Origin of the sequence: Taibaiella koreensis (assembly GCF_003545715.1) — a bacterium.
GTDB lineage: Bacteria > Bacteroidota > Bacteroidia > Chitinophagales > Chitinophagaceae > Taibaiella > Taibaiella koreensis.
Genome location: NZ_QVNU01000001.1, coordinates 1 through 24,270 on the forward strand (window position 1 = coordinate 1; position 24,270 = coordinate 24,270).

Consider the following 24,270-nt stretch of genomic DNA (forward strand, 5'->3'; position numbering starts at 1 on the left):
ATGCCAAATTAAAATCTTTCCGGTCTTCTTCCAGAGGAGTAAGGGATATCCCCTTCTTCCTATTCAGGCTCGCTAATATATACGCCTAATTTATACGCCCCCCAACTTTTCCGCTTGATCCAAGATCATCCCGGTCCGTTCAGATCGCTGTGCGCTCAGTTATACCTGGGATAGTGTTCTTGAGGCACGATTGCAGCTCCTTTCGCAACTTGTAGCCAGCGGTTCCGACCGGCGGTCTTTACCAAAAATTGTTGTCTGGCTACCCAGCTTCGTGGGGTGTTTGCCGGAATAAAAAATGGGTTTCAAGTATACACCTGAAACCCATTTTTTTGCTCTCCCTGCTGGACTTGAACCAGCGACCCTCTGATTAACAGTCAGATGCTCTAACCAACTGAGCTAAGGAAGAATGTGTGCCCCTTCGTGAAGGGAGTGCAAAGGTAAACATTAATTTTAAATAGCCAAAAAAAAGGAAAATTTTTTTGGCTAAAACTCATGTTTTTTGCCCAGAAAAGGCAGGTTTAGCCACAGGATACGCAGGTCGTCCAATGCAGCATAATTTACGGCATATAGCTCAGCCAGCTGCTCTTCATTGAACGCGTCCGGCGGCTTAATTCCCCTGAGCGTATAGGGGGGCAGCACAGGGGGCTTGAGCGCGGGCAGCTTGCCGGATGCGGCCACTTCGGGCGAATAGCCTACCCAGGTCTTACTACCCTGGAGCACCTGCATTATCTGCCCGAAGAAAACCTTTCCATTCCTGATCTTAAGCAGCCACAAAGGAAATCCTGCCAGGAATACCAGCGAGCATAAAATGTCGGTGATACGCTTGTTGCGGCGTGCTGCTACCGCTGCAATATGGTACTTTTTGTCGAGCGAAAATTCTTCGGCATGATGACGGGAGCTATTGCTGCCCAGTAGCATTTCGCTGCCTGGTACGTGTATCTTATAAAACGCATAAGGAGCGCAATGTTCCATTTGTTCCATGATCTCTTTGTAAGCAATGGAGCTACTGTTGAAGATGATCTCATTAATGCGATACAGGCGTTGGATGCCTGCGAGTTCGCTCATAGGCCCCAGCACCTGTTGCGCCTGTTCTCCGGCGGGTGTTACCCGGCCGATCACTTCCAGGTTGTATTGGCTATGCTCCATCAGGTACAGCGTCTCTGCATAATCATCCGGATCGCCTGCAATAGCTGTTTTATAATCAACCTTACCCCTAGGCACCAGTTTGATCCAATGGATGAGCGACAGCAGCCAACGGGCCAGTAATAGCACCACGGTGCCCGTCATGCCGCTGAAGAGTACAATCCCCCTTGAGTAGCGGTATTCAAGCGGTAGCAGCCCGTAGCCTGCCAATACCAATATAGTGCCCAGCACCATGCCTCTTCCGGCCTTGAACAGGCTGAACGGTTTGTCGTAGGCGCCGTTCAGAAAGAGGCTCACTAGCCAGAGAAGAATGAACAGGGGAGTGGTCCGCTGCATGATATGTGCCTGTGTGCTTGCCGGAGATATCTGCAATATGGTATCGAACCAAAAATTCTTAATCACCAATGTTACGAGCGTGAGCAAAATAGCGTCAAGAAGGAACATCTTAAATAAAGAGAACAAATGCTCGCCCCATTTCAGCAGGTTCCTGAGGCTCAGCACCATTTTCAGTCCGGCAATGTAGATCGCGCCAAGTCTTTTGGGGTAATATTTTTTTACAAATAAAGCATGTGCCTCATAAAAGACCTTCATATACCGGGCGCTGAGCTTACGGGTGCTTTCTCCCTTGTAATGGATCACGGTCACTTCGTGAAAATAAATATTGTCGAAGCCGGCGAGCCTGATACGGTGACACAGGTCCACATCTTCGCAATACATAAAGTAGCTTTCATCGAAGCCGCCGCCTGCCTGCTCCATAGCGCTGCGTCGTATAAGCAGACAACAGCCCGAGAGGATATCTACAGATGCCGTTTCCTGACTGCTTACCTGCGCCGCATAATAACGGTTGAAGACTGCAGAACGGGGAAATAGCTTGGACAGACCGGTCAACTTATATACAGAGGTCCAGAATGTAGGGAAAGATTTTTTTGAATCGGGTGCAAAAATACCCCTGCCGTCGATGAGCCGAGGGCCCAGGCCGCCGGTCTGAGGATGCTGGTCAAAGTAGGCCAGGGTACGGGTATAAAAATCTTCGGGGACGACGGTGTCGGGATTCAGAAAGTGTATGTAGGTCCCTCCAGCCATAGCAAGCCCCTGGTTGTTAGCCTTGGAAAAGCCTGCATTTTCTTTGTTGGCCAGGAGCATTACGCCCGGAAATTTTTCGGTCACCATACTGCAGCTGTCATCCGATGACATATTGTCGACCACGATGATCTCCGCATCTACCGGTGCTGTAGCACGAAGCACTGAATGCAGGCACAATTCGAGGAAGTATTGTACATTATAGCTGACAATAATAACCGAAATCTTCTTTTGTAACATAGCATATTCCGGGGCCCGGGAATTGTACAGCCCTGAAATCTTTGATCAACTCAAAAGTAACGGGAACAAAAAAAGCACCTCCGTGCTACAAAAATAAATTTTCTTGAGAGGAAGTGCAAACTTTGAATATTAATAATTTAGCCACAAGCAGCCGCTAATACATGTGCTGGCCGCCATTGATCGCATAGTTGGCGCCGGTAATGAATGCAGAATGCGGAGAGGCCAGGAACGACACGAGATGTGCGATCTCCTCGGTGCCGCCCATACGGCCCACAGGAATGCCTTCGATGATCTTGTTCCTTACCTCTGGTGCCACAGCCATAACCATATCGGTGGCCACATAGCCCGGAGATATCGTATTGACGGTGATGCCTTTGGATGCCGTTTCTATGGCAAGGGTCTTGGTAATACCGTGCATGCCGGCTTTGGCAGCAGCATAGTTGACCTGTCCGAATTGCGCCCGCTGCCCGTTTACGGAAGAGATGTTGATGATCCGGCCATAAGACCGTTCGAGCATGGGATTGATCACGTGGCGGCAACAATTAAATACGCTGGTAAGGTTGGCGCCGATAACAGCATCCCAGTTGTCGCGGCTCATCTTTTTGAAGGCGCCGTCGCGTGTGATACCGGCATTGTTGACCAGCACATCCACAGCGCCAAGATCGTTATGGATCGCCTCCATCATAGCACCTACAGCATCATAGTCCGAAACGTCGGCCTGGTAGAGATGGAAATCGTAGCCATCTGCTTTCATCTGCGCTTCCCATGCGTCGGCCTTTTCCCGGGTACGATAATTGGCGCATACAATATAACCATCGTTAGAAAGCCTTTTGCAAATATGGGTTCCGAGCCCGCCTGTGGCGCCGGTTACCAGGGCAACATATTTCTGCTTCTCCATAGCGTATATTTTTTTGATCAAATTAGAGAAAAAACACCAGATCAAAAAAATATCTGAAAAGATGAGGATAACTTAATATAGTCCCTGGGTGTCAATGGATCAGTAGCGACGTTCGGTAACGTAGTGAACGAGCTCTTCCATCGCGGTACGGGCCTCCGACTCGGGAAACTGGTGCAGCAGCGCCATGGCTTCGCGCTGATACGACAGCATTTTCTCGCGGGCGTATTCTATACCGCCGCTCTTTTTGACCAGCTCGATCACTTCATTTACTTTTTGCTTATCCTTATTCTGGTTTTTTACTATGTAAATTATTCTACGTTTTGTGGAATCATCTGCCTGTTGTAGTGTATAGATAAGCGGTAGGGTCATCTTTTTTTCTTTGATGTCGATACCGGTGGGCTTTCCTATATTGTCGTGTCCATAGTCAAAAAGATCGTCCTTGATCTGGAAGCTGATCCCTATTTTTTCACCGAAGCTATGGAACAGCCGGGTCTTCTCCTCGTCGCCGCCAGCCGACCAGGCGCCGGCTGCGCAGGCCGATGCCAGCAGGGATGCCGTTTTGCTACGGATAATCTCAAAATATATCTCTTCCTTGATATCCAGTTTTCTTGTCTTCTCCATTTGCAGCAGCTCTCCTTCGCTCATTTCTTTTACGGCTGTGGAAACGATCTTCAGAATGCGAAAATCATCGTTGTCCAATGAGAGCAACAGCCCCTTTGAAAGCAGGTAATCGCCTACCAGCACGGCCACTTTATTCTTCCACAGCGCATTGACGGAAAAGAAATTCCGGCGCAGGTTGGCGTCGTCGACCACATCATCGTGTACCAGGGTAGCGGTATGCAGCAGCTCGATCAGGGACGAAGCCCGGTAGGTGGCTTCGGTAACGCCGCCGCTGATCTTTGCCGCGAGGAATATGAACATCGGGCGCATCTGCTTTCCCTTGCGGCGGATAATGAAGCGCATGATCCGGTCGAGCATCGCATTGCGGCTGCGTACGCTTTCGGCAAATTTCTTTTCAAACAATTCCAGCTCTTCGGCTATTGGTTTTTTTACATTTTTCACACAGATATATTATTAGTGCAGCGAATGATACTATTTTTAAAATTATTTTTATTTTACCCCGGTTTTTTGCGCTTTTCTCGTCTTTACATTCGGGCAGCTAAAATAGACAAGGAAATTGAATCGGCCCCTGGAAATAATTCGCCGGAAGATATTCTTTGGCATGATTATTGCTAAATGATTTAATCGTATTCCAACAGGCAAAAGTTACTTTGCAATTAGCATTAATTATTATTGAAAGAAAACACCCATAATTTTTATTAATGCATTGTATTTGTATATTGTTTAGATTATTTTGACAAGAATTTAAAGATTGCCTATAATACATTTTTTTTTTTTTTTGAAAAGCGTGTTTTACCTTTGCCCCGAACTTTAGCAAGTAAACGCGTAAAACTTTTTAAATAAACAACTCTCGTTATGGTCAACAAAAAGTACATCTTGCTTGCCGGCGTGTGTTCAGCATTAGCTGTGCAGCCTGCATTCGCACAAGAATCAACCCAGGCCTCCTGGAGCGGTAGAGATATGACTTACCGCGGTCAGAGCTACGATGCTTTGGACACTGCCTACATCCCCGCTTCAAGAATGGAGCAGCAGCGCCAATACCTGAACCACCAATATGCATTCCCTGCCAAGCCCCGTAACATGTGGGAGCTCGGTGTTAATGCCGGTCTGGTAAACATCATCGGTGATGTTCCCAGCAAAGGTCCCTGGAATGCTCCTAAATTTCTGAACACCATAGGCTTTGGAGCTACTATCCGGAAAGCGCTGGGTTATGCTACCTCGATCCGTTTGCAGTATAACTACATGTCTGCCTCCGGTTTTGACTACCGCGGCCGCGCCTTCGGCAACGAAGTTCCATGGGCATCAGTAGGTAGTGGTTATACCAGTGGAAACGTGTATAGCAACTACAAATTTACCGGTCACGAAGCTACACTGCAGTTGGTAGGTGCTATCAACAACATCAAATTCCACAAAGCCAAGAACGTAGTAAGCCTGTACGGCTTCATCGGTGGTGGTGCATTGATCTGGCAGACTAAAATATCTACCAAGAATGCATCTGGCCAACCTTACGACTTCGCTACTCTGGACAGGCAGACAACTGCTAAAGCTAAGAACGATCTGTACAAGCAATGGCTGAAAGACGCAGACAACTACAACTCTCTGGTAACCAAATCTGATTACACTGGTTCTGGTCAGGCTGGTATGTCCATCGGCGACAATACCGTATCTCCTGTACTGGTAGGTGGTCTGGGCATCCAGTTCAAACTGGGTAACCGTGTTTCTCTGAACTTCGAAGATAAGATCACTTATGCTGGTCTGGATAACCTGGACGGTGTGTCTATGGATCCTACTCCTGGTGGCGGTCTGTCTTCTGACAAAGACTTCATCAACTATGCTTCCGTAGGTTTCTCTTTCAATATCGGCAACAAGAAGCGCAGTGTACTGCCTCTGTGGTGGGTTAACCCGATGGATCACATCTACAACGAACTGGCCGATCCTCGTCACATGAAGCTGCCCGATCCCGTACTGCCTGATGCTGATGGTGACGGTGTAACTGATCAATTTGACAAATGTCCCGATACTCCTGCTGGTGTAGCTGTTGATGCTCACGGTTGTCCTCTGGATACTGATGGTGATGGCGTGCCTGACTACAAAGACAAGCAACTGATCACTCCGACTGAATGTCAACCTGTTGACGCTGACGGTGTAGGTAAATGCCCTGATCCTGAGTGCTGCAAAAACATGACAGGAACAGTAGGTTGTAACCTGGGTGCTGGTTCTATCTGCTTCAAAGCCAACTCTGCTAAGCTGAGCTCTGAAGCACAGAACCAACTGGCTAACCTGGCTGCTCAAATGAAAGCTGCTCCTACTTGTAAAGTTGTTGTAATGGGTAACGCTGGTAACAGCAAAGTTCAGCAGCAACGTTCATGGGATCGCGTAAACGCTGTGATCGAATACCTGAGCGAAACTCAGCAGATCAGCCGCGATCAGTTCATCTTCCAATATCAAGGTGGTACTGGTGATGTAAACTGTGTAATGTATCGCTCTGCAATGCCTGGTGAAGAAGGCCCTTCTAACCTGCCTCCTCCCCATCCGCAGCTCGGAACAAAGAAATAAGATGTTGCTTCGGCAATGATTATAATGAGAAGCCCTGGATCTCCGGGGCTTCTCTTTTTTTTGTATATTATACCTACGACAGAAGGAGTGATGGAGTGATTCCAGACCCGGGATCAGGCAATCTTTCGGGATCAAACGGATTGCTGTGGGGAAGTAAAATCAGGTATAGCTATTGGCGGGTCCTGAGCAGGAGGAAAGGCACATCCTTTACACCCTTTGGCGAAGACAGAAGGACTTGATCCTGGTAAGGACTCTGCAGAAGCATTGGTGCTTCTGGTGCTAAAGAAGTTGAGGATACTGAGGGCGTGTTTTTGCCGTCCTTATTGCCCGTTTTAAAGGAGGATATAGTTGAGGAAGGATCAAGGGGATTTCTGGGGGATTGGCAAAAAATTGCTTGTTTTACGGGCGTAAAATATAGCAGCATTGCAAGACTAAGCCCCGTTTTAAAAGAATGATCGGGCTGACTTTACCGGAAGGCTTATCCCAACGAGCGATTCCACCCCTGGCCGCGGGATCGAAAATGTCTCAAAAACAAAAATCCCAGCTTGAAGCGGGGATTTGTCTCGTGGTGCCCAGGACTGGATTCGAACCAGCACATCCTTGCGAACGCTGCGACCTGAACACAGTGCGTCTACCAATTTCGCCACCTGGGCAATCCGTTCAGGAATTTTGAGGTTGCAAAGGTAAGGGAACTTTTGACATAAAGTGCAAAACGAGGGAAATTTTTTAAAAATTTATTGTTTTCCAACTCATTACCAAAATTGCATGTCTGTACAACATACAACCTGTCCCTAACCGGCCCAAACACACCGCCTGTCCGCTATGAAAAGATTGGTATACTTATGCCTCTTTGGTCTTCTTGCCACTGGTCTGAACGCCAAAGATGGGAATATAGATTTTATCAAAAACAACAACCAGTTCCCGGCGCCGGTCCGCTATAAGGCCTTCCTGCCCGGCGGCGCAGTTTTTCTCACGGCAGACGGCTTCACTTACAACTACTACAGGCAGGACGACTTGCAGCGTCTTCATGAACTGCGGCACCAGGGTAAGAACATCAGTGGGGAACAAGTACACTTTCATGCCTACAAGGTTACGTTCAGCAATGCCAATACCCAGGCCATCATTAAAGAGGAAGACCTGCAGCCTTATTACCATAATTATTTCATTGGCAACGACCCGCAACATTGGGCCGGTAAAGTGCCGCTGTATAAAAAAATAACCTGGCAGAACCTGTATCCTGGTATTGATGCGATAGTCTACAGCAAAGAAAAGTCCCTGAAGTATGATTTTTATGTGCAGCCCGGCGCCGACCCTTCGCAGGTAATACTAACCTTCGACGGCGTGAAACCTAAGCTGATGAAGGACGGCAGTCTTAAGATCAGCACTACGGTTAATACTTTACTGGAACAGGCGCCCTACGCCTACCAGCTGATCGATGGTGAAGAAAAGGCGGTACCCTGCCATTATCGCCTGCTCCCCGGCAACCGGGTGAGCTTTGCCTTGCCTGCAGGCTACGATAAAAACCTGCCCCTCGTGATCGATCCGGTATTGGTCTTCAGTACTTTTAGCGGCAGCACAGCCAACACTTACGGCTTCAGCGCGACTTACGACTTGGGTGGAAACTTATACGCCGGCGGCGAATGCTTCGACGTAGGCTGGCCGGCCAACCCCGGCGCAACCCAGGCTGCCTTTGCCGGCTCTGTCGACGCAGGTATCAACAAATACAGCAGCAATGGCACTACTTTGCTTTATTCTACTTATTATGGCGGCAGCGGACGCGACCTTCCCAACAATATGATGGCCACCGCGGGCCAGGAACTGGTGATCTGCGGCAGCACTTCTTCCAACGATCTGGCGACGAGCATTGGCTGCTACGACAATACCTATAATGGCAATACGGACATCTATATCGCCCGGTTCAGCCAGGACGGTACCATACTGAAGGCAGCAACTTACCTGGGGGGTAGCGACAACGATGGCCTCAACAGCTTCGGCTTAAGTCCCAACTACGGCGACGAGAACAGAGGCGAGGTGCTTACGGCCCCCGATGGTCGCATCTATATCGCCGGCAGCACCAGTTCGGCTAATTTCCCCATCACTGCAGGCGCGCTGCAGCCCACATTGGGCGGCGGTCAGGATGGCGTGGTTTGCCGGCTCGATTCAAGTCTTTCTGTACTGCAGTACAGTACCTTTATCGGTGGCAACAATGACGATGCCGCCTTTTCGCTGGTGCTGAACAGCAATAACGATATCGCGATCTGCGGCGGTACACAGAGCGCCAATTTTCCCACCACCGCAGGCACGCTGCACACGGCCTACCAGGGCAATACCGACGGTTTTGTGAGCATCATCAATACCAGTACCGGCCTGGTGCGCTCTTCTTTCCTTGGCACCAATGTGTATGACCATGCCTTCAAGATACAGAACGATGCTTCCGACAATATTTATGTGATGGGGCAGACCAATGGCGCTTATCCTACCACAACGGGCGTGTTTTCGGTGACCGATGGCGACATCTTCATCACCAAGCTTAATCCTACCTTGTCGAGTATCCTGCTGTCGACCCGCATGGGCAACACCGTCAACTTCTCCCGCTTTGTGCCCACAGCGTTCATGCATGATATCTGCGGCAATACCTATCTCAGCGGCTTCGGCGCTAATAGCAATCAGCCCCTTTCGACCGGTGCCTACCAAACCATACAGGGTAGTTTCTGGCTGGGCGCACTAAGCCCGGATTTTACCAACCTGCTGTACGGTACTTATTTCGGCCCGCTGGGTACCCATGTCGACGGCGGCACCAGCCGTTTCGATCCGCAAGGCATCATCTATCACTCTGCCTGTACCAATAACAGTGGCTTCCCCACAACGGCAGGTGTGGTGTTCCCTGTCAAACTGAATTCTGCGATCAACTATGACATTGCCAGCTATAAGTTCAACATGGAGGTGGGCGCAGTTGTAGCCGATTTCGTGCTCGCCAATCATGCGAAAGATACGGGCTGCGCCGATTACGAGGTAACGTTTGACAACCTTTCTACCGGCGCCAGCAACTACCTCTGGGATTTTGGCGATGGTCTTACCAGCACGGCTACCGCTCCCACCCATACCTTTTCTGCAGGTACCTATACCGTGTCGCTCGTTGCTTCACGGGCTACCGGCTGCAACCTGCACGATACCGCCATGCATCAGATCGTGGTCAAGCCTACAGATAAGCCATTGCTTGTACTTAACGACACCTTCCTGTGCGATCCGCACCCGGTCACGCTTTTTGCTCCGGTGAGCAACCTCAGCAGTAATATGCACTTTCACTGGGAGCCGGCCAGTGCGGTTACTTCCGGCGCCGACCAGCAAAGAGTTACCGTAGATCCGTCCCGGAGCACCAGCTTTACGGTACATGTGGGCAACAGTTCGACGGCAACATGTGTCGACAGCGCCACCGGCAATATCCATATAGCGCTGTTTGACTACAGCCATATGTATGCCTTGCCGCTGGACACGACGATATGCCCCGGCGATACGTTGATGATGCGCGCTTATGGCGGTTCCAGCTACGAATGGACACCTGATGAGACCATCGACCGGACCGATGCATCGCAAGCCTGGATATGGCCCTCCCATAAGATCGATTATAAGGTACATATCCTTAACGATTCGGGCTGTGCCATCGATCGCACGGTTATGATCAAGATGCTGCCGCCCGCGCTCGTCGACGCCGGCCTGGACCAGGACATCAAGCGGGGTGAATCGACCCAACTCGATGGCCGCGCCTCAGGGGCCTTTATCTGGACGCCTGCAGGCAGCGTATCGCCCGACAATATGCTCAACGCGCCGGTAGCGCCGGAAAAGACGACGACCTATTACCTCAGGAGCATATCTCCCGAGGGTTGCAGGGCAGTAGACTCCGTTACCATACATGTGACCAATGCACTATTGCCTAATGCATTTAGTCCCAACGGTGACGGTAATAATGATATTTTCAGGCTGGTACCACAGGATGAACGGGTCAGGCTCAAAGATTTCAGCGTCTACAACCGTTTCGGGCAAAGGGTATTTTTTACCCGGGATGTAACCGAGGGCTGGGACGGTTCGTTCAATGGCAAGCCGGCCGACCTGGGCACCTATTTTTACCAAGTACACTATATCATTGGCGCACGCACCTACAAGCTCAAAGGCGATGTGACGCTGATCCGGTAATTTTCTTTTCCGGCGAAGGCGCTTATCTTTGCCCCATGCATTTCAGTGAGGTAACGGGCCAGTCACTGGCTAAAAAGGGATTGCTCAATCTCTGGCATTCGGGCAAGTTGCCCCATGCCCTGATGATCACGGGCAAAGAAGGAACGGGCGGCCTACCGCTGGCACTGGCATTGGCTCAGTATATCTTCTGCGAGCAAAAGCAGGAGCATGATTCCTGTGGCCGCTGTGCTGGCTGTGTCAAGGTGAAAAAGCTCGCACATCCCGACCTGCACCTCAGCTTTCCTTCCATACCACCCAAGCCGGGTACCAAAGCTTCGAGCAAGATCTATATGAACGAGTTCAGGGATTTTGTCCGGCAATCGCCCTACGGCTCGACCTTCGACTGGCTGCAGTTCATCAATGCCGAGAATAAGCAAGGCAATATTACAGCAGAGGAATGCCGTGATATTATCGAAACGCTGAACATGACCGCTTTTGAAGGCGGCTATAAGGTACAGCTGATCTGGCGTCCCGAATATCTGGGCAAAGAGGGCAATATCCTGCTGAAGCTGATTGAAGAGCCGCCGAAGCAAACCCTGATCCTCATGATCGCTGAGGACACCGAGGATGTGCTGAACACGATCCTTTCGCGCACCCAGCAGGTAAACCTGCTGCCGCTGACCATTACCGAGATCACCGATGCGCTCATCTCCCGTAACCAGGTGGAACCACGCCGCGCCGGGCAGGCAGCTCAACTTGCTGAAGGCAGCTACAACAACGCGTTGCAATTGCTGCACTATACGGGTAGCGATCTGCTGCTACCCCTGCGGGAATGGTTCAATGGTATTTTTACCAACAATGGGATCACGCTCAATAAATGGGTAGAAGATATGGGCAAGACCGGTCGGGAGCAGCAGAAAAACTTTCTCCTGTTTACACAGCAACTGCTGGGACATGCCCTGCGGATGATGCTGATACCGGGCTATGCGCCTCCCCTGCCTGAAGACGAAGCCGGCTTTGCCGGAAAGCTGGCCCAGCGGAAGTTTGCGCCGGAAGTATACCAAAAGATGGATACCGCGATCAACCAAACCATCCACCATATCGAACGCAACGCCCATTCCAAAACCCAACTGCTGTATCTTTCCATACAGATGCAATACCTGATCCAGGGACAGGAGCTGAAGGTGTTTGTTTGATCTTTGCTTAAGGCAGATACCATCCACCAATTGAAGAATGATACTATTAAAATATATTCTATTGCTGTTTTCATTTTGCCTGGTCGCTGCAGGCTGTCAACAGCACAGAAAATTCTTCGACTACGATGAAGTGATCCACTATTACCATCCCGGCGACGGATCGGAACCTATCAGCTCACCCGACAACGGTAAGTCCGGATTAGATACACTTAGATCGGGCGTCATTGAAGGCGGCATCCCTCGCGATATTACTGACACTGCTTTCATTGCCCGGCTAAAGGAGATGGGTTACTCACCAAGGCCCTTAAAGCAATCGGCATTCCCTGAAATAGATGCCCTCTTTTCGGAAAAGGATGCTTCAGACGCCTCTGTAACGAGCTGCATCCGCATTTATCGTGATGTATTGATTTTCAGAAAACATAATAAAGTTACCGGTATCGCCAAGATCTGCTTTGAATGCGGTGACTACAACTTCAATGGCACGCAGACCAGCACCGAAAGCTTCGGCAGTCCTAATGACTATGAGCGGCTTTACCACTTGCTTCACGGCAAGGGGCAATGAGTGTTAACCCGGTATAATCACTATTTCAGTAGTTTCGTCAGCGTCTTAAATCCTTCCTGGTTATCGGCATTGTAGACCGAAAGGATCAGGTCGTTCTTTTCCCTGGCCGTGAGGTGAAAGTTGAGCGCGGCCGTCTTGTCTTTATTGGCGGGTATATACTGCAGCGTGATCTTTTTAAATTTACCCGGCGGGAAGTCTTCAATTACATAGTCTTCGAGATAGGACTGGTGATAGGTTTGAAAGGCGCCCCATTTCTTCTGGATCGCAAACATGGGATCGAACAGCATGCCGGACATCGAATTTTCCGGATCGCCGAGAGAAGGCTCATACTCTCTCGTATCCCTGATCTGGAGGAAGATGATCTCACTCGTGTTCTCGTTGATCCAGTCGCGGAAAGTGCTCAGGTAACGCATGCTGCTTTCCATGCCGAAATTATCCCTGAGCCCGGCGTCCATAATGTCCATCTCTGGCATGGAAGGCATCTTCACTACCGGTAGCACGATAGGGAAAGTAGCGCTCATCCGTAAGGCCGACATGATCTGCAAGTTCAGCGGATCCTGGCGGGCAAAGAAGCGGGCATAGTCGATCGCATCGATAATAGGATTGGTTTTATCCAGGCTGCTTTCCGACCGGGTAAGATAGCCGATGGGCTGCGGTGAGATGAGGAGGCGGCGGCCATCGTTGATAATCGTGCCGTTGATGAGAAGCATAGGTGCGAGCGCCTGCGCTTCGTAAGCCTGGTAGTCTTTCAGCCGGTAATGCAGCAAGCCGTCAGAGTTAGCAGCGAGCTCTTTATCGAAAGCATAGCCACGGTCTTTGCTGTAGCGCCGTCCCGCCACCGTGATCTTATTGAATGGAGAGACCAGGTCTACACAAGCAAGCGAGAAGATAACCGCGTTCAACAGGTCTTTGCCCACCAGGTCCTGGTAATAGGCGCCATAAGGCGTCCGGAGCTTGCCCAGGCGGTATTGCGTCTGTACCGAACGCCAGTAGGCCGCACCGATCATCCCGCCCGAAGCACCGCAGATCATCACATTGTGCTGGAACAGCTTACCACCGGTAAGGCTGTCGGCGTACTGCAGGCAGCGAAAGGTCCAATAGCTCGCACGGGAGCCGCCGCCGCTGGCAGTGATGATCACCAAAGGTGGTTTCCCTTCTGGTACGGCGCCCCTGGTGACGCGTTGCTTCCACCGGTCCAGCCGGGCCTCTTCTGTTCGTTTATCCTGCCGGTATACTGAGTCGTTAAATACTTGCTTCAGGTTCTCATAGTCGTATACAGGTGCGGTCGCATGGTCGTACTTCATACCATAGGCGATGCTGCGCAGATCAAAGACCCTGTGCCGGGCCATAAATCCGGTCAGGGAGAAGATGAATAGCCAACCGATGATCTCCCAGCTGCGGAGGAAATATTTAAAAGCGCCTACAGCGGCCAGCAAAATACTGAACAGGATAAGAAAGCCGGCGGCGGCCGGGATCCTTAGCACGGGCTCATCCATAAAGATGCCGAGGATCAGCAGCAGGACTGCAGCAAAAAAGATCGCAAAGATAGCATTGCGATGGTGCCGCCGGAGCACGGTATTCAGAAAGCGGGTATTGTATTCGTAAGGGGTCTTGATCTTTTCTATCTTAAAAATATGGGTCAGGTAGCTGTCTGCTTTTACCAGCTCAAATTCAGTGTCCAGCGTATCGTAAGGGATCAGCTCCCGGATAACGGAAGGATTGGCAATGGTGCCCAATACTACTTTAAGAATATTGCGATCGGCCCTGAAAAAATAAAGGAACGACAGTAACAATACAAAGATGTAGCCGAGGTAAAATCCGCATAGCATGAAAATGATCGTCCAGGTGCCGGCTCCTTCATCGATCATCAGGTAACGTGCGGCCAATATACCGTAGGTGATCAGGTACGATAGCGGAATGATCGAGTTGTTGATACAATACTTCAGAAAGGAGTGTCGCGTGGCGCCGAGAAAGGGAACCCTCTTGCTATGGATAATAAAGGTGGTGATATGCCAGCTCATGGCGAAAATGGCCGTAGCGCCGCCGAGCAGGGAAAAGCTGAGCACGCTGATCTTACCCAGGTACTCAGGCGACAGGAACAGGGCGACAGCGCCGAAATGGGTAGCGGCTCTTGCGCTGATCACCGCAAACAGGAGACACCAGAAAATAAGGATCATCTGGTACTTTCTGAAATGCAGCAGGAACAACTGCACCGGCAGGAATCGAAAAAAAGGTTGCAGACGCTCCCGCATAGCTGGCCATTAGCTTTTGTACCCTTAAGGTAAGGATAATAATGCGAACCCGGGTGAAATAATGTATCCGGCAACATAAAGTGACGTTAACGAAGAGAATACCATAAATAATTTTCATACTATTATCTTTGCGCTTAAAGTAAGAAGCATGACCATGGCAGGACACATCCTCATTATAGATGATGAACGCAGCATCCGCAGCACACTTTCGGAGATATTGGGATTTGAAGGATATAAGACCACAGAGGCTATAGACGGACAAGACGCAATTAAAAAAATAGAGGAAGGCACCTACGACTGCATCCTTTGCGATATCAAAATGCCCAAGGCAGATGGTATCGAAGTACTGGAAAAAGCAAAGACCCTGGCGCCCGATACACCGTTCATTGTCATATCGGGTCATGGCAATATCGACACTGCTGTGGAGGCCGTAAAGAAGGGCGCCTTCGATTATATTTCCAAGCCGCCCGATCTGAACCGGCTGCTGATCACGATCCGTAATGCCATGGAAAAGAAAACCCTGGTCGCGGAGACCCGTACCCTTAAGAAGAGAATATCCAAGGGCTATGAGATCATTGGTGAAGCGCCGGCCCTGAAAGGTATCCTGGACATGATCGACAAAGTAGCGCCTACCGATGCCCGTGTGCTGATTACCGGCGGTAATGGCTCGGGTAAAGAGCTGGTCGCCCGCCGTATCCACGATCACAGCCACCGCAACCGGTCGCCCCTGGTAGAGCTCAATTGTGCCGCGATCCCATCTGAGCTCATCGAGAGCGAGCTGTTCGGACATGAGAAAGGCTCCTTTACTTCCGCCATCAAACAACGCATCGGCAAGTTTGAACAAGCCGATGGTGGCACCTTGTTCCTCGATGAGATTGGCGATATGAGCCTTTCGGCGCAGGCAAAGGTGTTGCGTGCCCTACAGGAGGGAAAGATCGCCAGAGTAGGCGGCGACAAGGAGATCAGCGTTAACGTAAGGGTATTGGCCGCTACCAACAAAGACCTGAAGAAAGAGATAGAAGCCGGCCGTTTCCGGGAGGACCTTTACCACAGGCTCAGTGTGATCCTGATCCATGTGCCCTCCCTGAACGACAGGATAGAAGACATACAAACCTTGTCCCTGCATTTCCTGAAGCAGATATGCAGCGAATATGGCATGATTGAGAAGACGATCGATGAAGCGGCCATCAGGAAGCTGCAGGGCCATCATTGGACCGGTAATATACGCGAGCTGCGCAATGTGATCGAAAGGCTGATCATACTTTCCGATAAAACGATCACGGAAAAAGAAGTGGACATGTACATTTTCCCTAAATAACGAAACTAATCTCTGCATATCACCATGTCTCCTTCTCCAACAGAGCAGCAGCCCTCTGCCAAAAAGCTGCACCGGGCCTGGAGTATGTACGACTGGGCCAACTCGGCTTACAACCTCGTGATCACTTCCACGATATTCCCTGCCTATTATATTGCCATTACTACTACTGAAGGCAAAGAGCAGGACTATGTTTCTTTTTTCGGCTGGCGCGTGATCAACAGCTCATTGCTGAATTACGCCCTGGCCCTGGCCTATCTTATCATTGCTTTTCTTTCGCCAGTGCTGTCTTCCATAGCCGACTACAAAGGCAATAAAAAGAAGTTCATGCAGCTCTTCTGCTACCTCGGTTCTGCGGCTTGCTGCGGCCTCTTCTTTTTCGAAAAAAACAATATAGAGCTGGGTATCATTTTATCTATACTGGCAGCCGTCGGCTATTGCGGCAGCCTGGTCTTTTACAATGCTTACCTGCCCGAGATCGCTGCACCGGAAGACCAGGACCGGGTAAGCGCCCAGGGCTTTTCGTATGGCTATATCGGCAGTGTATTGCTGCAGATCATCTGCCTGGTTTTTGTATTTACCCTGTCGGATGGCGGCTTGTCGGCCCGTATCTCATTTCTCCTTGTTGGTCTCTGGTGGGTCGGTTTTTCCCAAATCACTTTCCGTACGCTGCCGGTAAGGAAGGGCGCCGACAAGCGGCCCGGCCGCAGCCTGCTATCCAACGGCTTTCATGAGCTGGGAAAAGTATGGCAGCAGATCAAAACCATGCCATTGCTCAAAACATTCCTCGCCGCTTTTTTCTTTTATAGCATGGGCGTACAGACGGTGATGCTGGCAGCAGCAGAGTTTGGCAAAAAAGAGATCTATAAAATGGAGAATGGGGTAAAAGTGCCCATGGCAACCAGCGATCTTATCGTAACCATACTGCTGATCCAGCTGGTCGCTATCGGCGGTGCGATGCTGATGGCCCGGCTGAGCAAAATGATCGGGAATATAAAAGTGCTGATGCTTACCGTGCTGCTCTGGATCGCGATCTGCATCATCGCTTACTACACGCGGACAGCTATGCAGTTTTACCTGCTGGCAGTCCTGGTAGGGTTGGTAATGGGTGGTATACAATCGCTCAGCCGCTCTACTTATTCCAAGCTGATGCCCGAAACGCAGGACACCGCTTCTTTTTTCAGCTTCTACGATGTAACCGAGAAGATCGCGATCGTTATCGGGATGTTCTCCTTTGGTTTCATCGAACACATCACGGGCAATATGCGCAATTCGATCTTTGCCCTCACCGTATTCTTTGTGTTGGGCTTCATCTTTTTGCTGCGCGCCGGCATTACCAACAAACAATCGGCAGCCTTAAAGCGTATATAGCATTGGAGCGTTCACTGCTAACAAATAGAAGCATGAGGCAAAAAGGACGGAACTACAGGGTCTTATTTAGCCTGGCGGCAAGCTTGCTGCTGCTGGGCCAATGGCGTTGCGCCACACTGGAGAGCCCGCGGAAGGCTTACCATAAGGCTATAGCCCGGCAAGAGGTATACGATGCCCTCATCGTGCCGGGCGTACCTTTCGATAGTGTGACCTGGAGCAATACCATGCGGGCCCGTGTGCTGTGGAGCTGGCTTTTGTACCGTAATGGCCGCGTGAAGAATATTATCTATTCGGGGAGCGCTGTTTATTCTCCCTATTACGAGGCAAAGATCATGGGATTGTATGCGCAACAATTGGGTATACCGGCAGCGCATATTTACTACGATACGCTGGCCGAGCATAGCACAGAGAACGTTTACTATTCCTATGAGCTCGCCCGTAAGCTGGGATTCAAGTCGATTGCGCTGGGTACGGAATATGATCAGGCGATCCTGCTGAAACGTTTTATGTGTCACCGGTTTGGCACAAGGATCAAGATATTCCCTGTTTACGAGGCCATGCTTGACGGCGAAAAGATGCCGGAACCCGTCATTGACCCGGCACCAGCCCGTAAACCGGGCTTCCGGTCGCTCCCCGACAGGGAAAGCTTTGGGCAACGACTGGGAGGAACTGCAGGGAGCAAAGTGCCCATCCCCAAACATAAACCCCGCCGGTTTCCGCCGCTTTGACCCTTTACCAGTGTAGGAGAAACGGCGCTATACGGGTCCGGCTGTTCATTTTTGCGTATTACATAGTAACTTCGCCCTACAATTTCAGATTTATTCACTTAAAATACCTGATGAAACAATGAAAGTAACTGTAGTAGGCGCCGGTGCCGTGGGCGCTACCTGTGCCGACAATATCGCACGCAGGGAACTGGCTGAAGAGCTGGTATTGCTGGATATTAAAGAAGGATTTGCTGAAGGCAAAGCCCAGGACATGATGCAGACTGCTGCGCTGCTGGGGTTTGATACCAAGATCTCCGGCACTACTGCCGATTACAGCAAAACTGCCGGTTCCGATGTCGTGGTGATCACTTCCGGTCTTCCCCGTAAGCCGGGCATGACCCGTGAGGAGCTGATAGGAACCAATGCCCGTATTGTTGAAGATGTAACTAAAAATATACTCCAGCATTCGCCCAATGCCATTATCGTCGTGATCTCCAATCCCATGGACACCATGACTTACCTGGCCCTGAAGAGCAGCGGCCTGCCCAAAAACCGTATTATCGGTATGGGCGGCGCCCTCGACAGCGCACGCTTTAAGTATCAGCTGAGCCAGCGTTTGGGAGCGAGTCCTTCCGATCTGAATGCCGTAGTGATCGGCGGTCACGGTGATACTACCATGATCCCCCTGATCCAATACGCTACCTGGAACAGTGTTCCGGTAACGCACTTCCTGAACGAAGAAGAGCAAAAGCAGATCGTTGCCGATACAATGGTTGGTGGCGCTACGCTTACCAAACTGTTGGGCACCTCTGCCTGGTATGCACCCGGAGTTGCCGGAGCTGCCGTAGTAGAAGCGATCGTACGCGATCAGAAAAAGCTGATCCCCTCCTGCGTGTACCTCGAAGGTGAATATGGCCAGTCCGATATCTGCCTGGGTGTTCCTGTAGTGATCGGCCGCAACGGATGGGAAAAGATCGTAGACTACAAGCTTAACGAAGAAGAGCAGGCGCTGTTCAACAAATCTGCTGAAGCAGTACGCAGCATGAACGATGTGCTGAACGCTCCTGCCGGTGCTTAAGGCAACGACATTATTGTGATAAGAAAAACCGGGACTTCAGATGAAGTCCCGGTTTTTTTATAAGATATGCCTGCTACCGGATAAGGGTAAGGTCTCCTTTCAGCCTGATCTCACCCTGGGCAGGATCGGAGGGCCAGGCCTGCAATACATAGAAGTAAGCACCGCTTTCGGCCGGGCTGCCATTATAAAAGCCGTCCCAGCTGTTGGCTACCGATAAGGTCGTAAACACGAGCTCTCCCCAGCGGTTAAAGATCTGCAGCTTATACTTATCTGCCGGACAGGTTTGTTTGATATTGAACTGATCGTTTTTGCCATCGCCATTGGGGGAAAAGGCATTGGGTATAAAGAAACAGTAATTGCATTTGACATAGCTGATCTGCACGCCTGCTTCTGTGCTGCCACATTTGTTGATCGCTGTAAGGCTGTACCGGCCGGGTTGGGTTACTTTAATGCAGCAAGTGGTATCGCCCGTGCTCCAGAGGTATTGTACATTGTCCTGCAGCGTGGTTTCCAGCATCAGCGGCATCCCTACGCACAAAGTGGTATCGCCGCGTAATGTTACTTCAGGCAGGGGCACCGAGCCTACATGTACGATAACATTGGTACCGCAACCTTCGGCATTGCGGATATAGACCTTATATGTGCCGGGCTTAATGCTCTTAAGCGTATCGCCGTTAGTGCTGTTGATTGTGCGAACGGTATTGCCCTCGCTGTCGACCCAGCGGTAGTTATAATCCAACACCACATTGGACTGTGGAACAGCCCAGGCTTTGCCGTTGCTGCCGTTGTTGCAAGCCGAATCAGCGCCTCCGGCAAACTTATTGATATGGGGTATAATTTTTATGGTATAGGCTACCGTCTTTGTCGTCACGAGCGGGCATCCGTCATCGGTATAGGTTGCATAGAAAATATAATTGCCCGGCGCCGCGTCGTTCACATTCCAGGTGAAATGCACTGTCGGGTTGGGTGTTCCATTGCCGGATATTGCCATCGAAGCCCCTGCCGGTAAATTGCTGTAGGTAACGGTTGTATTGTCCCCGTTGGGATCTGTCGCACGGATATCGAAGGCAATATTGGCGGTCTGTCCTTCACAAACACTGAGCTGCAGATTTTCAGCATCGTTAACGGTAATGTTGGCATTTTCGATGCCCGATACCGGCGTTAAAGTAGCATCGTTATTGCAATTGTCCAGGATGATAAAAGTCATCTCCCTCATGGTGCTGCCGACCATAACACCGTTCCTGTATTCCTCAACCAGGTTGGTGACAAGGCAATTCTTAACTTCATTCGGCGTAAAGTTCATCTGTCCGTTGGTCGTATTGAAATTAAACGCATTGGGCAAGGTGGGCAGCGGCCTGATCGCCGTGAACGGAGCAATATAATCAATAACGGTAAACTCCGATGTCTTGGCCGGGATAAGGCTGAACTGCAGCAGATCGTTGTCGCCATCGGCTGCTCCCAGGCTATAGGTCGACGCCTTATTCAGGCAGAAAAATGGCGTAGGGAGCGAAGTAAAGATGGTAGAATTGTTAGGCCCTGTTGTATTATTCAGCGTGGCTTCCAGGTACATAATGGAGGCGCCGGAGGTGTTGGGATCCACGATCACAGCATTCTGGATAATAAAGCTTCGCCCCGCAGAGGTTTGAAAAGAGCCGTCGGTAATGGATCCGTCGAACACAAAACGCCAGTCGGCCGCAGGATTGCCCAACGTAAAATTGCCGTCGTATACAAACTTTTTGATCCCGGGAAGCGGGTTGTTGATATTGCTGCAGGCCGTATTGCCAGCCTCGTCGGGGCAAACCGGAGTAATCTCGATATTGCTTTCGGCAGTATTATAGCTTAGCCTCAGCTGTCCGGTTTGGGTACTCCCTCTGAATAGCTTCACCAACGGATTGGCGCCTGGTAAAGCGCTGAAGGCGACATTAGCGCCGGTATTGGAAGAACAGTCCCCGATGAGCACCAGCGTCACTTTATAGGTCTCGGCGCTACCATTGGTCGAAACCAGGCTATAGCGAAGCTCCCCGCCCAACAGGTGATTGGCCGAGGCTTCATGAAAAGAACCCAACAACAGCAGGGGTACCAGGAAAAGGAAAATCGCTTTCATCAAAGGAATATCATCTAAATTTCAAACAATTTACAGAAGCGCAGGAAAACATTTATACTTTAAGCACAGATTGGTAGTCTTTGCTATTGGACAGCAGCAACAAGGCTTTTTTCAGATCCTCATCATCTCTTTTCAACTTGTTGATCACCCGGCCGCGTTGATAATAATAACGGCTTACGATCTCGTTGGCCAATAATTGCATCACTTCCTGCCGGTTCTTGATCAGGTCTTGTTTCTTATCATGAAACAGCTTTGCCGCCAGGGCATTATACTCGCCCTTTACATTGTCAAAATACTTTTCTTTTTCAGCAGTCTCCTTGAGGCCGGCCAGCAATTGCTCGCTCTCCGTCTTGTAGGAGTAATCTTTATCACTCAGCCATTTTTCGAAATCGTTGAAATCGCTTTCGCTAAGGGCAAAATCGGCGGCGGGAGCAATAGTGGGATGGTTATAATAGTATTTGGTAGCATACTCGAATATATAGTTCTTGGTGAGCAGCGTAATGGCAAGTGGGCTCAGGTTTTCATCTTCGATCTTGACATCAGGCTCTATACCGCCGCCGTCGTACACAACCCGTCCCATTTTGGTCTTGAACATTTTCTTCAGCGAATCCGGTACAGAAGACACGCTTCCGTCATCGTTGCGATGGGAGTAATCCAGCGCTTGTATGCATCGTCCCGAGGGGGTATAATATTTGGCCGTCGTCACTTTCAGACGGGTATTGTAGCCAAGGGAACGTACATTTTGCACCAGGCCTTTGCCAAAAGAGCGGGTACCCACAATAACACCGCGGTCCAGGTCCTGGGTGGTGCCGGCTACAATCTCCGAAGCCGAAGCCGATCCGTGGTTCATCAGCACGGTGAGCGGAATATTGAGGTCCCAGGGCATGCCGTTGGTCTTGAACTGCTTGTCCCATTCTTTATTCTTACCCTTGGTGCTCACCACCAGTTGTCCCTTGTCGATAAACAGGTTGCACACATTAACTGCTTCATCCAGCAGGCCGCCGGGGTTCCCTCTCAGGTCAAGCACGACGCCTTTAAGCTCAGGCTGTGCCTTTTTAAGACTATCCAGCGCATTACGTACATCGCGGGCACAGTTGGGCGTAAATTGAGACAGGCAAACGTAGGCAATATTGTTACCACTACCCAGAAGGCACGAATAGGGTACGCTGGAGATTTTGATCTCCTCCCGCATAATGGATTTACTATCCTCTTTCTGGGTAATGGGGTTGCGAACCACCATGGTGAGCTTGCTGCCGGGTGCGCCCCGCATCAGCAAGCCTATATCGTCCGAATCCTTGCCTTTCACCTTCTGACCGTCGATCGATACGATGATATCGCCTGCCTTGATGCCGGCCCGGGCTACCGGCCCGTTCTCATACAGCTCGGCGATCACGATATTGCCATCGATCACGCGGGTAGCCACACCCACACCGCTATACTTGCCGGTTGTCTGCAGCTCATAATCTTCCGCTTCGGCCTCGGTAATGAGGTTGGTATAGGGGTCCAGGTCATTCAACATGGCGTCTACACCGGTTTTTACCATTTTTCCGGGTTCTATCGGATCTACATAATATTGGTTCAGCTCCTTGAATACATTGGAGTAGATCTCCAGGTTTTTGGATATTTCAAAGTATTTATCGGTCTCATTATCCTGTGCAGCAGCATTCAGCTGGAGCAAGCACAAAGCTGTGGCCATAGCGCTGCCGATCCTGCCTGAATATCTTTTAACGTATTTCATCTGATTTTGCTTGATAAACTAGCAAATTAGCGATTTTTAACCAATTCCCTTTTGCCGCCATGATCTGATAAGCTGGTCTTAACAATAGACAAACCGTATACAGGAACATACTATATCAGACACCCTTTCCTGGCAAATCGAAGGGGAAAACCTGGTAAAAAAAGTGTTTTAAATAAATCGAGGCGCGAATAGCGGTCAGATTGCCGATTTTTGCACTCTAATTCATTTGTCATTTGCAGGAAAATACCGTTAAAAAGATCGTGATCATCGGCCCCGAATCTACCGGGAAGAGCACGCTTACCCGGCAGCTTGCTGCCAGCTATCACACTTCTTTTGCCGATGAATATGCCCGGTCGTACCTGGAATCCCTGGACCGGCCTTATGTACAGGCCGATCTGCCCCTGATCGCAGCAGGCCAACTGGCCCTGGAAGAGCAGGCGATCGCCACCGCCGGCAACGGAATGACTTTTCTGGATACCGATCTGTATGTGATCAAAGTGTGGAGCGAAAACAAATATGGTGTATGCGATCCTTCGGTGCTGGAGCAGATCGCCCGTCGCCGCTACGATCTTTATCTCCTTACCGATATCGATATGACCTGGGAAGACGATCCGTTGAGGGAGCACGGAACGCCCGAAATGCGGCAATATTTTTTCAATATCTATCTCGACCTGGTACAACGCTCCGGCACACCATTTGCCATTATCAGCGGCAATGTGACCCAACGCCTGCAGCGTGCCACTAACATCGTAAACATGCTGTAGCCCGCTACACCAGCAGCTTTTCCATTGTACGATGCGGCAGGCCTATCTCTGTAAAGGGATCGCCGGTTACCTCGTAACCCAGCCTTTGGTAAAAAGGCACAGCGGTTTCCCTGGCATGGAGCAGTATGCGATGCTTACCCACCTGCACGGCATACAGATCGGCAGCATTGATCAGCTGCGTACCTACACCTTTTCCCTGAAGCGTGGCATCGACCGCCATTTGCCGTAGCTTGAAAGTCTCTGCATCGTATTGCTGCAGCAGCACACAGCCCTTTACTTCATGATCTTCTTCATATACAAAGATGATCTGCTCCTGCTCGGCGGCCAGATCATCGTTGCGGATATCGAGGCCCAGCGGCGCGCGCAGCACTCTTTGCCTCAGGTCGATCACCTGGTTGTACAAAGAATGCTCGGTAGTAATGATATAAACAGAGTGCATAGGCAAATGATTGCGGGTGCAAAATAAAATAACCAC

16 protein-coding genes and 2 tRNA genes are annotated in these 24,270 nt (G+C 50.3%); 9 read left to right on the plus strand and 9 right to left on the minus strand.

Annotation, left to right across the window (positions count from 1 at the left end; genetic code table 11):
• Positions 1-332: 332 nt before the first annotated feature.
• The 4 genes from DZK30_RS00010 to DZK30_RS00025 form a co-directional block, all read right to left on the minus strand.
• Positions 333-406 (minus strand) — tRNA-Asn (locus tag DZK30_RS00010).
• Positions 407-483: 77 nt separating this feature from the next.
• Positions 484-2,463 (minus strand): glycosyltransferase family 2 protein, encoded by a 1,980-nt coding sequence (locus DZK30_RS00015; RefSeq protein WP_118972050.1) that lies wholly within the window; start codon positions 2,461-2,463, stop codon positions 484-486.
• Positions 2,464-2,617: 154 nt separating this feature from the next.
• Complete coding sequence (gene phbB / locus DZK30_RS00020) at positions 2,618-3,361, minus strand: acetoacetyl-CoA reductase (RefSeq protein WP_118973340.1); 744 nt, start codon at positions 3,359-3,361, stop codon at positions 2,618-2,620.
• A 99-nt stretch (positions 3,362-3,460) separates the two neighbouring features.
• Positions 3,461-4,423, minus strand: coding sequence for a polyprenyl synthetase family protein (locus tag DZK30_RS00025; protein ID WP_240432821.1), 963 nt, complete (start codon positions 4,421-4,423; stop codon positions 3,461-3,463).
• A gap of 519 nt (positions 4,424-4,942) precedes the next feature.
• Between DZK30_RS00025 and DZK30_RS00030 the strand changes: the two genes are divergently transcribed.
• A complete protein-coding gene (locus DZK30_RS00030) occupies positions 4,943-6,538 on the plus strand; it encodes an OmpA family protein (RefSeq protein WP_162902713.1) in 1,596 nt (531 codons plus the stop codon).
• Positions 6,539-7,104: 566 nt separating this feature from the next.
• Here the strand turns inward: DZK30_RS00030 and DZK30_RS00035 are convergent.
• Positions 7,105-7,191: transfer RNA gene (locus DZK30_RS00035), tRNA-Leu, on the minus strand.
• Positions 7,192-7,360: 169 nt separating this feature from the next.
• On the opposite strand from DZK30_RS00035, the gene DZK30_RS00040 reads away from it, so the two are divergent.
• Genes DZK30_RS00040 through DZK30_RS00050 form a run of 3 tightly spaced genes read left to right on the plus strand, consistent with a single transcriptional unit; the run spans position 7,361 to position 12,466 of the window.
• Complete coding sequence (locus DZK30_RS00040; RefSeq protein ID WP_118972052.1) at positions 7,361-10,729, plus strand: DUF7948 domain-containing protein; 3,369 nt, start codon at positions 7,361-7,363, stop codon at positions 10,727-10,729.
• A gap of 35 nt (positions 10,730-10,764) precedes the next feature.
• Complete coding sequence (locus DZK30_RS00045; RefSeq protein ID WP_118972053.1) at positions 10,765-11,904, plus strand: DNA polymerase III subunit; 1,140 nt, start codon at positions 10,765-10,767, stop codon at positions 11,902-11,904.
• Between the two features lie 37 nt (positions 11,905-11,941).
• Positions 11,942-12,466, plus strand: coding sequence for a hypothetical protein (locus DZK30_RS00050; RefSeq protein WP_118972054.1), 525 nt, complete (start codon positions 11,942-11,944; stop codon positions 12,464-12,466).
• A 20-nt stretch (positions 12,467-12,486) separates the two neighbouring features.
• Here DZK30_RS00050 and DZK30_RS00055 read toward each other — a convergent pair whose 3' ends face one another.
• A complete protein-coding gene (locus DZK30_RS00055; protein ID WP_118972055.1) occupies positions 12,487-14,718 on the minus strand; it encodes a hypothetical protein in 2,232 nt (743 codons plus the stop codon).
• A 154-nt stretch (positions 14,719-14,872) separates the two neighbouring features.
• Between DZK30_RS00055 and DZK30_RS00060 the strand changes: the two genes are divergently transcribed.
• The 4 genes from DZK30_RS00060 to mdh all read left to right on the plus strand — a co-directional run bounded on the left by DZK30_RS00060 (position 14,873) and on the right by mdh (position 19,189).
• Positions 14,873-16,036 (plus strand): sigma-54-dependent transcriptional regulator, encoded by a 1,164-nt coding sequence (locus DZK30_RS00060; protein WP_118973342.1) that lies wholly within the window; start codon positions 14,873-14,875, stop codon positions 16,034-16,036.
• Positions 16,037-16,060: 24 nt separating this feature from the next.
• A complete protein-coding gene (locus DZK30_RS00065) occupies positions 16,061-17,404 on the plus strand; it encodes an MFS transporter (protein WP_118972056.1) in 1,344 nt (447 codons plus the stop codon).
• A gap of 32 nt (positions 17,405-17,436) precedes the next feature.
• Positions 17,437-18,132, plus strand: a complete 696-nt coding sequence (locus tag DZK30_RS00070; RefSeq protein ID WP_118972057.1) for a YdcF family protein — start codon at positions 17,437-17,439, stop codon at positions 18,130-18,132.
• Between the two features lie 118 nt (positions 18,133-18,250).
• The gene (gene mdh / locus DZK30_RS00075) at positions 18,251-19,189 is read left to right on the plus strand and encodes a malate dehydrogenase (protein ID WP_118972058.1); all 939 of its coding nucleotides are present in this window, start codon (positions 18,251-18,253) and stop codon (positions 19,187-19,189) included.
• Between the two features lie 73 nt (positions 19,190-19,262).
• Here mdh and DZK30_RS00080 read toward each other — a convergent pair whose 3' ends face one another.
• A complete protein-coding gene (locus DZK30_RS00080) occupies positions 19,263-21,293 on the minus strand; it encodes a gliding motility-associated C-terminal domain-containing protein (protein WP_118972059.1) in 2,031 nt (676 codons plus the stop codon).
• A gap of 52 nt (positions 21,294-21,345) precedes the next feature.
• Positions 21,346-23,031 (minus strand): S41 family peptidase, encoded by a 1,686-nt coding sequence (locus DZK30_RS00085; protein WP_118972060.1) that lies wholly within the window; start codon positions 23,029-23,031, stop codon positions 21,346-21,348.
• A 233-nt stretch (positions 23,032-23,264) separates the two neighbouring features.
• Between DZK30_RS00085 and DZK30_RS00090 the strand changes: the two genes are divergently transcribed.
• Entirely contained in the window at positions 23,265-23,795 is a 531-nt protein-coding gene (locus DZK30_RS00090; RefSeq protein WP_205529333.1) for an AAA family ATPase, read from the plus strand.
• Positions 23,796-23,799: 4 nt separating this feature from the next.
• Here the strand turns inward: DZK30_RS00090 and DZK30_RS00095 are convergent, their stop codons facing one another.
• Positions 23,800-24,234 carry a GNAT family N-acetyltransferase gene (locus DZK30_RS00095; RefSeq protein ID WP_118972061.1) on the minus strand — a complete coding sequence of 145 codons (435 nt, stop codon included), beginning with the start codon at positions 24,232-24,234 and terminating at the stop codon, positions 23,800-23,802.
• Positions 24,235-24,270: the final 36 nt, after the last annotated feature.